Source organism: Paenibacillus sp. FSL H3-0302, from assembly GCF_037982245.1.
GTDB lineage: Bacteria > Bacillota > Bacilli > Paenibacillales > Paenibacillaceae > Paenibacillus_AQ > Paenibacillus_AQ odorifer.
The window spans coordinates 6,799,193-6,811,899 of sequence record NZ_CP150284.1; the positions used below are offsets into that span (position 1 = coordinate 6,799,193).

The following is a 12,707-nucleotide window of genomic DNA, read 5'->3' on the forward strand; positions in this document are numbered from 1 at the left end:
TTTTATAAAATAAACTTATTCCACTAAAATACCTTAAATTTAATAACCATATTACTACAAAACACTTATCTTATATATATATCTCATATTTTAATACAACTATAATAAGTATATATTAAAGTTGGGAGCGATTATAAATGAGTGTAAAAGGCCTTGCACATGTAGCGATTCAAGCTAAAGACTATAAAGCAACTATTTCTTTCTATATTGACGTTTTAGGATTCAAGCTAGGTCATCATTGGAGTCTGCCATCCTTTCAGATCAAAGAAGCCTCCATGCTGATTTCACCTGACCGCAGAACCTGTATTGAGATTTTTGATAATGATGCAGTCATCGCCGCTCAAGGAAAAAAAGCCTTGTCTGATGAAGATATAGCACACGGAGCGTTATTACATCTTGCCTTCTATGTGGATAATGTAGAGGAGATGTATCAAAAAGCCCTTGCACATGGGGCAAAGGCTTTTATAGCACCGGATTCTCTGTCTCTGGGCGAACCGCCTCTTCTAATAAAAAACGCGATCATTCACAGTCCCAATGGAGAAGTTATCGAATTTCTTGAAGAGGTTGATTTTGAAATGTCCAGCAAAGTTCATGTAGAATAAACGCTAGGGAGGGTTATGAATTATAAAACATACCATTCTCAGTAAAAGGTCGCTTTTCCTCTTAATTTTTTTGATATTTCTTATAGGAGTCTACTTTTTATTCTTTGGACTTCCGTGGAAGTCTCTGGCTTTAAAAAAGCAATTTGAAGTCTATTTAGAAGATAAATATCAAATCGATTTCCAGCTGGGTAAGATGGACTTTGATTTTATACATCGCACTTATCTTTCTTATGCCCATCCAGCAAATGATCCCAGTCTGATTTTTTATGTAGGTCAAGATATTGAAAGCAAGGAAATTCAGGATCTTTATCCATATGAAGTTAATAAACGAAATGCTGGGAGAAAGTAAGAGAATTGAATCCTGCTTCTAGCAGATGAAGAAGGAATGATAGTATTGATCGTGATTCAAGTCATCGCTTGGCTCATCGCCTTCGCAGCCTTGTTATCCATGGTGTCGATTGTGCTGGTGAGCTGGAGGAACGGGATATCGCCGATGCCTACGTCAAAATCTGTACGCTCGGCTGTTGCCGTTGAGGTGAATCGGATTCCGGGATATAGCAGCATTGTGGAGGCGGGATCGGGTTGGGGAACACTTGGCATGGATGTTATTCGCCAATGTCCAGGCAAAAGGCTGACAGGCATTGAAAATTCCAGTATTCCCTTGTGGACATCCCAGCTGCTTGCTAGGTTCGGCACACGTATGCTGCGAGCAGACGAAGGCCAGAATCTGCTCCACGGAAGGCTTCGTTATGTACGTGGGGATATCTATAGCAGCTCTTACGAGCATGCGGATATTGTTCTTTGTTACTTATTTCCCGGAGCGATGAAACGGCTGGGGGACAAGTTCAAGCGTGAGCTACTGCCGGGCGCAGTGGTCATTAGCATTTGTTTTGCCCTTCCAGGCATGCAGCCTGTCCGTACCATAACATGCACGGACACACTGCGTACCAAGGTATATGTATACACTTTTTAATTCAGGATTACCCCACTACTTCTCTTCTGATAAGGTGGTAATTCCTGAATTTATTTCAGTTTATCCACTTGAAGTCCCCCCCTTTCTATTAACCTCTCCATCTTTGCCAAAAACAATGAATTGCATGGATTTTATACTACTACCGAGGTAAGTGATTTGTGTAGGAGAATGAATTTTATCCTAAATATAACTTTTTGGATGTCTTCTCCATCTAATTATACAGAGGGCCCTCAAGGAGGAAAAATCATTTGCTGGAAAACGAACTGGATATCAAAAAAGCGCAGAAAGGCGACCACGAGGCGTTTACCCGTCTTTTCAGGCAACTGGAATCCCAGTTGTACAGATTAGCCAAAACCATTCTGCTAAAAGATGAAGATTGCGCGGATGCTCTTCAGGAAACAACACTGAAGGTGTATAAAGGGTTGGCCAACCTTAAACAGCCTAAGTTTTTTAAAACCTGGGTTATACGCATCCTGATTAATGAATGCAATCAGTTACTTCGTATGCGAGAACGAACTATAGCTGTGGCGGAAATTCCCGAGGAACCGGTCGTTTCCTATGTGCATTTTGAAGATTCAGGCAACGTAGACCTGCAAAGCTTCATTAATCAGTTGGACGAATCCCTGCGGCTTGCTATCGTGCTTTTTTATTATGACGATTTATCCATTAAGCAGATTGCAGATGTGCTCGACATCTCCGAGGGAGCGGTCAGGGCACGACTTCATCGCGCACGGAGATTGTTGTCCAAACAGATACATCCTGTGCGGGAGGAGGGTCTTGCTAATGAATAATAACAATTTAGAAAAGCAGATCAGGGAGCTAGGGAAAGCTAATATACAGGAGCTTCCTCCTTTACTACGATCACGGCAGGATTCGCTTTATGCATCGCTGGCCACCATTGTCCAGGATCCTGTGGAAAAGGAAAAGCGGATATATCCAAAAATCACAGCTGCTGTGACTGCGGCGATATTGTTAAGTGTTATGCTAACGGCTATCTATCCGCCTACATTGGCCAATGCGCTCAAGCAGCTTCCCTTGATAGGCGGTATTTTTGAACGGGCAGATGATATAGGGTTACAAGCGGCCCAGCGTCTGGGACTGACTTCCCGTCTAAACAGTAGTGATACGCATGAAGGGATTACCTTGTCTGCCGAAGAGGCTGTATTTGATGGCAGCCGGTTGGCATTCTCGGTGAAGCGTGAGGGAGAAGAACTGGAAGGTAAGCTAGCTGGAGTAACGATTGGAGCGGATGGGAAGCCTTTTTTAGCGAAAGGTGCAATAACCTCTGCAGAAGTATTGATCGACGGCGCTTCCCTGGAGCAATTTTCAGATGGTCTCTGGAAAGCTATGCCGTTTCTAAGCTGGATAGAAGGTGCGGAAAGCAACACAGCTATTTTTAGACTAGTGGATTCCTCGAATTCCGGAATCTCCAACAAACCTTTTCCTGATCGATTTGTATTGACCGTAACTCTTGGCTTAAACGGTATGGATGAACCGTTTGTTCTCCAAATTCCTGCGCGGAAGGCTACGATTAATAAAATTTCCACACCTGATATACGCGCACAAGTTGGAGGATGGAGTTTGATCCTGAAAAAGCTGGAATATAGTCCATTAACGACACGCCTGTCGCTCATGCTGGAACAGGATACAGACGAAGATCATGCAGCATTGAGTTTAGTGGGCTTTGAAGTAAAGGATCAACAAGGACAGGTGCTGAAAGATATTTCACAGAAAGTCCTCTCGACTTCCAATAGGTCACTTAATGTCGATTTGCTTACTGAGCCATTTGAGAAACACCCTAATATGCTCACAATCCGTGGCTATCTTTATGAGTTTGAGAACCCACAAAGTAAGAATGGAGCATTTAAAACAGACAGTTCTGGAAACCCAGTGAAGCATTATATTGATGGTCTAGAGATAAACGTGCTAGTTAAATAAAAATTAAGGAGCTTGATAATATCATGAAAAAAATGACTAAGAAGATGTCTGTAATTTTAAGTGCTGCTGTATGCCTAGGAGCGTTGGGAATGCCAGCTTTAACTCAAGCATCCAGTGCCCAACCCGCTGTTGAAGCTTCCCTGAATACAACAAAAGTGGCCGATTCACACGATCAGCTTACTTTAAAGGGCAGTGCGCAGTTTGATGGTAACTATATTAAGATCGACCTGAGCCGTGAGGGATCGCTATTTTCAGGAATGCTCGCAGGAGTAACTTTAAATGATAAAGGTGAGCCCTATCTTGCAGAAGGTACTATTGTGGGAATAGACGCTAAGCTCACTCAACCAGGAGGCATTGATTTAAAAACACCACGCTGGATCAGTGACGGTGATGCCAACAAGGCGGTTGTTGTATTGCAGACCGGATGGTTAACTGAGCAACAAAAGGCAAACCTGGCTTCCTCTGAATTGAGTATCCATGTGAAGCTTAACGGAATCGATGAACCGTATGTACTTAAATTTTCTCTCAAGCAAGCAGGATTAGTGCGTAACATTCAGCTGCCTGCTATAAAGAAAGACAACCAATTTGAAATCAAAACCACCCGTGTTGCTGCAGGAGAGACTTCTGTGCGTATCGCTTTAGCGGTTAAAGGGGTTGCCACCCAAGCACAGGCTTTAGGATATGACATTTATGATAATCTGGGAAATGAATTAGAATTTATTGCAAGGGATTCTGTTGCAGCAACTCAAAATACGGTTTCTGAAGATTTATTGTTCGAAGCACCTAGCTCAGCGGCAGAATATCTGATTATCAGACCGTATCAAGCCGTATTTGAAAAAGGCAACACCGGGGCTTATAAAGTAGATGCCAAAGGCAATGTAGTTAAAAATTACAACAAGCAATTGGAGATCAAAATCCCTCTAAAATAATCGTTAGCGTAGCAAACATAAACATATTTATCTAGGAAAAGGGGATTACCTCTCCGGCCGAAGGCTTGAGGTAATCCCCTTCTTTCAACGGAAAGAATGTCCCGTTTTACTGGTCATTTATAGCTAAAAAGCGGATAGTAGCTGTTGTCCCCTTACCTACAGAACTACTATAATAAATTTCGCCGCCGTACTTTTCTACGATATTAAAGCAAATCATTAATCCTAGACCTGTTCCATTACTTTTTAATGAATAAAAAGGAGTCCCTAGCGACTTAACCTCAGCTTCCGACATCCCGCTTCCTTCATCAATGATTGTTATCTCAATAAAATTATTGTTCCTATTCGCCATAATAGAGACAGATTTACCAACATCCGAAGCCTCTAAAGCATTTTTTATTATATTAATAAGCAGCTGCTTAAATTCAATTTTATTAATAGAGATCATGCAGTCTTCTTCTACATAGGTAACAATTTGATTATCAGATAACATTGCGTAGGAATGGAGCAATCCTGTGACACTTTCAATAACATCCTTCACATCTACTTTTTCTAGTTTTTGTTCTCCATTTGGCTTTGAAAGGGTTAGAAATTGCGAAATAATCTGTTCTACTGTGTTCAATTCATCAATCATTAATTTAAATTTTCTTTTCATAGGATCATCAAATGAAGGATCCTCATCAAAAAACTGCAAAAAACCTCTAACCACTGTCACTGGATTTCTAATTTCATGCGCAACGGCAGCTGTTAATTGTCCAACCATCTTTAAACGCTCAGATTGCTGTAATTGTTCATAATAAAGCTGCTGTTTTTTCATCCGTTTAAATGATATTTGAAAAATGAAAAATAATAACACTTGAACCGCTATTATATTAATGAAATTCCCTAGAATATCATAATGTAAATATGTATATAGATCCCCTCTATCAATCAAGAGGATATAGCCAAATGTAATTACCATCAGTATTCCATTTATAATGAAGGAAAAATAAAACAATTTTAAATCAAAAAATAGAATAGAGAGTGCAGGAATAAGACAAATGAGGATATAGGTAGTCCAAGTTTGAGGATATAAAAAGAATAGCGTATAAAAATACGCAAATCCAAATAGAATGATAATCTTTCTAAAAGTATGTGTCTCATGCTTAGGGTAAATCCATAAACAAACCGTTAGAAACGCCACACATAAAAAATGAATGATATAACCAAAATCAATTCCATCTAACTCTAGAGTAGATAGTATTAATCCAGACATCATAAGAACGATGATCATTAACATTAATATGTAATAGGTTTTTCGATTCACCCGACTGTAGAACTCTCTCATGAATTCACCACTTTTAAATTGATTGTCGAAATAAGAATTATATCAGCTGAAATAGTAATAAACAATAACTGAAAAAACCAGTAAACTCAATACCCCATTTAATTTCTGAAACTAGTAATTATTGCTATAATTAATGTATTCACTTTAGTTCTGATATCTAAAGCATTAGGATGGTGTACCCTATGGTATTTGCATTTTTATTTATATTCGCTATGTACGCGGCAACTAACTATTACATTGCGAGAAAGATTTTTAAATGGTTACAACATATATTTTCACATATAAACGGGATCATATATGGAGTCATCTACAGCTTATGTGCGTTATCAATCATTATTAATTTACTATTGTCTTCTTCAGCTATGACGACCAATTCAAATATTGTTAATTTTATTGGTCAATTCGGGGACTATTGGATGGGTATCTACTTCTATTTGTTCTTGCTTTTGATCCTTTCAGATGTAATCTTACTAATTAGTAAATGGATCAAGGTCCTCCCTTCTCCTATACCAGCACGTGTTATTTTTCATACAAGGTCCATAGTATTAATTCTAGTCATAGGATTGGTGTCCTATGGGATTTATAATGCAAATCATTTAAAAGAAGTCACCTATCCGCTCCAAATACATAAAAACACTTCATTAGATCAGTTAAATATCGTCCTGATCAGCGACTTACATTTAGGCTACGTAAATGATGTAAAGTTTATTGAAGACGTTGTTGATCGTATTAATGGACTACAGCCGGATATAGTGTTGATGACAGGAGATATATTTAATGGTAACTACTATGCGCTCTCTAACCCTTCCAAAGGAATAGAGTTATTAAGTACTATTCAGTCAACCTATGGAGTTTATGCTTGTTTAGGTAACCATGATGCAGGACGCTCATACGATGAGATCGTGAACTTTATAGATAAGAGTAATATCAAACTTCTAAATGATGAGCATGTCGTTATTGATAATCAATTCGTTGTTGTTGGCAGAAGGGATTCATCACCGATTGGTAATCAAGGGAACCCTCGAGCAATTACTTCAGAAGTGATGAGTGACATTGATACAAATATGCCCGTTATCGTAATGGATCATCAACCAACCAATAGGATTGAATACGCAGATGACGTTGATTTGATACTTAGCGGACATACGCATCAAGGACAAGTATTCCCTGCAAATCTGATCACCAATGCTATGTTTACAGTAGATTATGGCCACTATCAGAAGAATCCTAACAGCCCTCACGTCATCGTTACATCTGGTGCAGGGACTTGGGGACCGCCATTACGAATTGGCACGAATAGTGAGATAGCACAAATCAAAGTTGATTTTAAATAGACGATAATTTTAGACTGATTAAAAAACATGGAAGAATATCCCGATAGCATACACAAGTTCGAAAAAGAGCATCGACCACATTAATGAGAAAATCCACCACCGTATGCGGTGGTGGATTTCTATGTCTGCCTATCCAACTGTAATATCAGCAAGCACCCTCATCGACTAATCATGCCGGATCTCCGTGTTAGTCCGAATACCTTCGAGACGTGCTCTTGGATCAGGCGTTATTCTTTCCCTCTTTCTTCTATTTATCGAATACAAAACAAATAATAATATAAACCATAAAGGCGTCAACAATAAGGCCGGACGAGTTTCATCAGCAAATAGCATAATTATGAGTATGATTGCAAACAAAGCTAGAACAACATAATTCACAAAGGGTGTAAACGGTGCTTTGAATTTTGATTTGGCCTGCAATTCCGGCTTCGTCTTTTTATATCGCAAATGGCAAATTAGAACGACGCCCCAAACCCAGATGAAACAAATGGCACTAATTGTTGTCACGATGCCAAAAGCCGTCTCCGGAATCAGCTTACTCAACAAAGCGCCTACAGATAAGACAAGCGTGGATATGAATAAAGCATTACTTGGTACATGATTTTTATTAAGCTTTGCAAAGTTGGCTGGAGCCTGGTCATTTCTGCTTAGATTGTATAGAATCCGGCTTGTTGAGAACATCCCGCTATTACAAGCGGACGCAGCTGAAGTTAATACAACGAAGTTAATAACCCCCGCGGCAATCGGAATCCCCACTAAACTAAATGTTTTAACAAAAGGACTTTCTGCCGGGTTTAGTTCTGTCCAAGCGCTGATGCATAATAAGGCAATAATAGCACCCACGTAGAAAAATAGAATTCGTAAAGGTATTTTATTAATCGCCGATGGGATAGTTTTTTCTGGATTGGAGGTCTCTGCTGCCGATACGCCTACCAATTCCACACCCACAAAAGCAAACACAACCATTTGAAATGAAAGCAGGAACCCTGAAATCCCGTTTGGAAATACTCCCCCATGTGCCCAAATATTACTGAGCGCAACCGTTCCGGTAGTTGTTTTGAATCCAATCACCAGTAAGACTACCCCGATAGCAATCAATGCGAGAATAGTGATTACCTTAATTAAAGCAAACCAAAATTCCAATTCGCCAAAGCTTTTTACCGTTAATAAATTGAGCCCTAATAAAATAATCAAACAAATGACTGCGGGTATCCATTGCGGGATATCAAACCAATATTGTACATAGACCCCAACAGCTATAATATCGGCCATAGCCGTCATGATCCAACAAAACCAATAGGTCCATCCAGTTACAAACGCCGCCCGCGGTCCAAGATAGTCTTCGGCAATGTCTGTAAAAGATTGATAACCTGCTTTAGACAACAGAAGTTCTCCTAATGCCCTCATCACAAAAAAAATAGCGATACCCACGATTAAATAAGCAAAAATGATGGATGGTCCTGCCAGCTGTATAGCTTTACCTGATCCTAAAAATAATCCGGTACCGATGGTTCCACCAATCGCAATGAGCTGAACATGCCGATTCTCTAAATCTCTCTTTAATTCTTGTGCTGCCATTTCAAACTCCCCCTTATGTGAAAAAATGTACAAGTAAAAATGATAACAAAAAAGAGATTGGATACGCTCCAATCTCTTAGGTCTAAGAATAATAAATAAAATACATTCCTTTACTCTGACGATGATCAGAATAACAAATGAATTATCTAGTACTCTTCTGTCCTTTTGCCTGAGATTGTGAACCCTTCGGCGCCGGGGGAATCCCCCACGGTCTCTCCAGAAGCTGCTCCTGCTATAGTGTGATCCATAGCAATCATAGCTTGCGAATTATTTAATTGTTATGCCGCTAACTTCATTTTTAATATTTTTCAATACTAATCATTGTCAAATATTTTGTCAATAACATTAATTACCGCTGGATTTAAACACATAATACGGATTTTTAATAAAAATGCGAGAAATTAATAGCCTAAACGAGGGTAAAATGCTCGTTTTTAAAAGCTTCTCCTCTAATTGCGATTTACTTTAAGACCCAAAAGATTACTATTTGGAGTACGTATTTCATTTAGCTTTTGAAAGCGTTTTATTAGAGGAGTACAGGCAGCTTGTTATGCATGGCAACTAAGTGAGGGGGAATTTATTTGAGACAAAAAACAAGCAATAGGTTTATGAGCGCACTCAAAAAAGACGGGCTTCTTTATATGATGGCACTGCCCGGCATATTAGCGCTGTTGGCCTTTTCCTACTTGCCAATGGCAGGGTCGATTTTAGTGTTTAAGGAATATCGCTTTGACGGAGGTATTTTTAACAGCCCATGGGCAGATCCCATCTTTAAAAACTTTCAATTTTTCTTTAACAATTTTGATACTGCAATGCGGGCGACATTTAATACGATAATGTTCAATATTTTATTTTTTGTATTTGGCACCATCTTCGCGGTAGCGATTGCTATTATGCTCAATGAAATTTCTAGTCGCCGATTCGTCAAAGTTAATCAAAGCATTATGTTTTTTCCGTTTTTTATGTCTTGGATGGTTATTGGCTCCATTCTAAATGCAATTTTGAATAATGAAACAGGCTTTCTAAATCAGATTATTAAAAGCATCACCGGTTCAACTTATGATTTTTATGCTACGCCGTGGATTTGGATTCCGATTCTGGTCATTGTGGTGATTTGGCAAAGTACAGGTTATAACTCCATTATTTATTTTGGTGTGTTGACTGGCTTTGATTCCTCCATGTATGAAGCCGCCGAGGTAGATGGCGCCAGTAAACTTCAGCAAATTTTTAAAATTACAATTCCTATGCTTAAACCGACCATCATTATTTTGTTTCTATTATCGGTCGGCAATATGCTGCGCGGTAACCTAAATATGATTATCGGCTTGACGAATATGAACCCGATTTTGTTACCCTTCACGGATCTGATCGATGTATTTGTTTATCGCAGCGGCGTAAGAAATGGTGAGATGGCGTTTGCGTCGGCGATTTCGTTATATCAATCTGTTTTTGGCTTCTTCCTTGTTATTATCGCTAACAAGATTACAAGCTGGTACGACAAAGATTCCACATTATTTTAAGGGGGTGTCTATTTGAAACGATCAAATGCTGATAAGTTAACTAATATAGCCTTTTATGTCTGCTCAGCAATATTTGCACTATTCTGCTTGTTCCCGATTGTTTTAGCGATTTCCGGTTCACTGTCTGATGAAATGGCGATCACTATGCAAGGTTTTTCGATTATTCCACGTCATTTCTCATTGGATACTTACCGTTATGTATTTTCCAATCTTGATTTTATGATCTTAAAAGCCTACAAGATAACATTGTTTACGACAATATTTGGCACACTACTATCGGTGTCGATAACAGCATGCTTTGCCTACGTCATTTCCGTAAAAGATTTTAAGCACCGTAATAAACTGGCGTTCTTCGCTTACTTTACTCTGCTGTTTAACAGCGGTATGTTGCCGTGGTATTTAGTGACCACACAATTTTTCGGCCTGAAGGATTCGTTGGCAGCATTGATTTTGCCTTATTCAATAAATGTATTCAATATGTATCTGCTACGTAATTTCTTCAAGTCCATCCCACATGAATTGCTGGAAAGTGCACAAATTGACGGCGCTGGTCATGGGCGGATTTTTATGCAAATGATGCTGCCGTTAGCCAAACCGGGGCTTGTTACGATCTCATTATTTTATGCACTGCAATATTGGAATGACTTCTATTTACCATTAATGCTCAATAATAATCCCGAGCTATATACGATGCAATACATCTTGTACAAAATGATGGCCAATATTCAATACCTTGCAGCCAATCCAAGTGGCACCATGGCAGGCCATGTTATTCTGCCCTCGCAAACGATTAAGATGGCAATTACCTGTATTGCGATTGGTCCGATTATCTTGCTGTATCCCTTTGTACAAAAGTACTTTGTTAAGGGCGTTACTGTTGGCGCTGTAAAAGGATAATAAGAAAAAACAATAGTAGTTAGGCCTATTTGAATTTTAGTAGGCTAAATATAAATTTGGGAGAGTGTTCTTATGGGCAAATCGAGAAAAGGGTTCACCTTACTGCTTGCATCTTTACTGCTGGCGGGACTTTTAAGCGGATGCGGCGGCAAGTCGCAAGGGGACGAAGCTGGTAGCAACAATAGCAATAATGGCAGTGGCGATCAGCCGACCAAAGCAACGTTAGTGCTTTACGGGGAGCAGTCAAAACGTATGGCTGATTTTGCGAAAAATGAGTTTCATGACAAGGTTCTGCAAGCGATTAACGTCGATGTAAGTATTCAATATTTACCGTGGACCGAGTATGCAACTGGTAAAACCGAGCTAATGCTATCATCCGGCGAAAAATTCGCCACATATACCGATACTGCATTTATGGCAAAATCCGTTGCCAAGGGCTATTATGCTGATTTGACTGAAGCTGCTGAAAAATATGCTGGCGATTTAAAAAAGAATACGGGCGGCGATGAAGCGTTTGACATCTGGAAGGTCAACGGAAAGCAATATGCATTACCTTTCGGCAATAAACCAAATGCTGGAGAAAATTATGTGATTATTGCACGAGAGGATCTGCTGCAAGAAGTCGGTATGACCGATTTGAAAACCGTTGAGGATGTTGAGCAATTTTACAAATTGGCAAAGCAAAAATATCCTGATATGATTGGCTCAGGACGCGGCTGGAGCTTGAATATCTTCAATGGCTCGATTAATTCAAACATTAATATTTATCAGCCGTATAGCTTTATTATGACCGATGGCAACAAGCCGGAAGATCCGACTGTCTACAGCTTTTATGAATCGGACGAATACAAACAAATGGCGGATATCGCCCGCAGATGGAATAAAGAAGGTCTTATCCCAAGCTACGCCTTGTCAAATCCTGCACAAGCAGATTCATCGTTTTTTGCAGGCAAAGCATTATTCGGCATGGGTGCAAGCTATCGCGTATTTGAGTATATGGATGCCATACGCAAAGCTAACCCTAATGCGGTGTTCAAAAACTACTATTTAGGTGATCCTGCGAAAAAACCACTAATGTCACGCGGCACATATTCTACAGCGTTTGCAGTTGGGGCTAATGTAAAGGGTGCTGAACTCGAGGGTTACGTGAAGTTAATTAACTTACTGCAAAGCAGTCAAGAATGGACAGACTTTATTCTGTATGGCGTTGAAGGCAAAGATTATAACCTAACTGCTGATGGACAGATTGAGTTTATTAATCAAGATACATTGTTCGACACTTGGTTGCCTGATAACATTCATTTTACAAGATTTAGAGATTATATTACTGAAGAACAAATCAGTACGTATCAAAATTGGAACGAAGGCTCGATACTACAAAAAGATATTGGCTTCTCCTTCAACATGGAGCCCGTAAAAACGGAATACGCTCAAATGCAAGCCGTAGAACAAGAATATATACAACCCATATCACAAGGTTTTAAAGACTATGACTCCAATATTGACACTGCCTTGAAAAAGCTGCGTGATGCCGGTTTAGAAAAATTTATTGCTGAATATCAAAAACAATTTAGTGAGTTCATTTCCAGCAAAAAAGCAACTAATTAAGCTT

Annotated in this window: 12 protein-coding genes and 1 riboswitch; of the genes, 10 read left to right on the forward strand and 2 right to left on the reverse strand. The window is 39.4% G+C overall.

Annotated elements, in window-relative coordinates:
• Positions 1-137 precede the first annotated feature (137 nt).
• From MHH50_RS30240 to MHH50_RS30265, 6 genes are all read left to right on the forward strand, one after another.
• Positions 138-602 (forward strand): VOC family protein, encoded by a 465-nt coding sequence (locus MHH50_RS30240; protein ID WP_076282200.1) that lies wholly within the window; start codon positions 138-140, stop codon positions 600-602.
• 70 nt (positions 603-672) lie between these two features.
• Positions 673-951, forward strand: a complete 279-nt coding sequence (locus MHH50_RS30245) for a hypothetical protein (RefSeq protein WP_076191551.1) — start codon at positions 673-675, stop codon at positions 949-951.
• Between the two features lie 36 nt (positions 952-987).
• A complete protein-coding gene (locus MHH50_RS30250) occupies positions 988-1,575 on the forward strand; it encodes a class I SAM-dependent methyltransferase (protein WP_076191549.1) in 588 nt (195 codons plus the stop codon).
• Between the two features lie 248 nt (positions 1,576-1,823).
• Positions 1,824-2,366, forward strand: coding sequence for a sigma-70 family RNA polymerase sigma factor (locus MHH50_RS30255; protein WP_232061486.1), 543 nt, complete (start codon positions 1,824-1,826; stop codon positions 2,364-2,366).
• Positions 2,359-3,513: a DUF4179 domain-containing protein gene (locus MHH50_RS30260; RefSeq protein ID WP_076191547.1), complete on the forward strand. Its 1,155-nt coding sequence runs from the start codon at positions 2,359-2,361 to the stop codon at positions 3,511-3,513. The genes MHH50_RS30255 and MHH50_RS30260 overlap by 8 nt, the downstream gene beginning before the upstream one ends.
• 23 nt (positions 3,514-3,536) lie before the next feature.
• Entirely contained in the window at positions 3,537-4,442 is a 906-nt protein-coding gene (locus MHH50_RS30265) for a DUF5643 domain-containing protein (RefSeq protein ID WP_076124237.1), read from the forward strand.
• 106 nt (positions 4,443-4,548) lie between these two features.
• Here MHH50_RS30265 and MHH50_RS30270 read toward each other — a convergent pair whose 3' ends face one another.
• Positions 4,549-5,712, reverse strand: a complete 1,164-nt coding sequence (locus tag MHH50_RS30270; RefSeq protein ID WP_248548897.1) for a HAMP domain-containing sensor histidine kinase — start codon at positions 5,710-5,712, stop codon at positions 4,549-4,551.
• Between the two features lie 236 nt (positions 5,713-5,948).
• Between MHH50_RS30270 and MHH50_RS30275 the strand changes: the two genes are divergently transcribed.
• Positions 5,949-7,100 (forward strand): metallophosphoesterase, encoded by a 1,152-nt coding sequence (locus MHH50_RS30275; protein WP_076191544.1) that lies wholly within the window; start codon positions 5,949-5,951, stop codon positions 7,098-7,100.
• A 165-nt stretch (positions 7,101-7,265) separates the two neighbouring features.
• On the opposite strand, the gene MHH50_RS30280 is transcribed toward MHH50_RS30275, so the two are convergent.
• Positions 7,266-8,678 (reverse strand): amino acid permease, encoded by a 1,413-nt coding sequence (locus MHH50_RS30280; RefSeq protein WP_340033815.1) that lies wholly within the window; start codon positions 8,676-8,678, stop codon positions 7,266-7,268.
• Positions 8,679-8,825: 147 nt separating this feature from the next.
• Positions 8,826-8,908, reverse strand: a riboswitch (glycine riboswitch).
• Positions 8,909-9,286: 378 nt separating this feature from the next.
• On the opposite strand from MHH50_RS30280, the gene MHH50_RS30285 reads away from it, so the two are divergent.
• From MHH50_RS30285 to MHH50_RS30295, 3 genes are all read left to right on the forward strand, one after another.
• Positions 9,287-10,198 carry an ABC transporter permease subunit gene (locus tag MHH50_RS30285; protein ID WP_076218854.1) on the forward strand — a complete coding sequence of 304 codons (912 nt, stop codon included), beginning with the start codon at positions 9,287-9,289 and terminating at the stop codon, positions 10,196-10,198.
• A gap of 12 nt (positions 10,199-10,210) precedes the next feature.
• Positions 10,211-11,095, forward strand: a complete 885-nt coding sequence (locus MHH50_RS30290; RefSeq protein ID WP_076278228.1) for a carbohydrate ABC transporter permease — start codon at positions 10,211-10,213, stop codon at positions 11,093-11,095.
• A 72-nt stretch (positions 11,096-11,167) separates the two neighbouring features.
• Complete coding sequence (locus MHH50_RS30295; protein ID WP_076282202.1) at positions 11,168-12,703, forward strand: DUF3502 domain-containing protein; 1,536 nt, start codon at positions 11,168-11,170, stop codon at positions 12,701-12,703.
• The last annotated feature ends 4 nt before the right edge of the window (positions 12,704-12,707 follow it).

What these genes read in the sequence shown, in the direction of transcription:
- MHH50_RS30240 (WP_076282200.1), top strand. Translation starts at nt 138, where the DNA reads ATGAGTGTAAAAGGCCTTGCACATGTAGCGATTCAAGCTAAAGACTAT.
- MHH50_RS30250 (WP_076191549.1), top strand. Translation starts at nt 988, where the DNA reads ATGATAGTATTGATCGTGATTCAAGTCATCGCTTGGCTCATCGCCTTC.
- MHH50_RS30260 (WP_076191547.1), top strand. Translation starts at nt 2,359, where the DNA reads ATGAATAATAACAATTTAGAAAAGCAGATCAGGGAGCTAGGGAAAGCT.
- MHH50_RS30265 (WP_076124237.1), top strand. Translation starts at nt 3,537, where the DNA reads ATGAAAAAAATGACTAAGAAGATGTCTGTAATTTTAAGTGCTGCTGTA.
- MHH50_RS30270 (WP_248548897.1), bottom strand. Translation starts at nt 5,712, where the DNA reads ATGATCATCGTTCTTATGATGTCTGGATTAATACTATCTACTCTAGAG.
- MHH50_RS30275 (WP_076191544.1), top strand. Translation starts at nt 5,949, where the DNA reads ATGGTATTTGCATTTTTATTTATATTCGCTATGTACGCGGCAACTAAC.
- MHH50_RS30280 (WP_340033815.1), bottom strand. Translation starts at nt 8,678, where the DNA reads ATGGCAGCACAAGAATTAAAGAGAGATTTAGAGAATCGGCATGTTCAG.
- MHH50_RS30285 (WP_076218854.1), top strand. Translation starts at nt 9,287, where the DNA reads ATGAGCGCACTCAAAAAAGACGGGCTTCTTTATATGATGGCACTGCCC.
- MHH50_RS30295 (WP_076282202.1), top strand. Translation starts at nt 11,168, where the DNA reads ATGGGCAAATCGAGAAAAGGGTTCACCTTACTGCTTGCATCTTTACTG.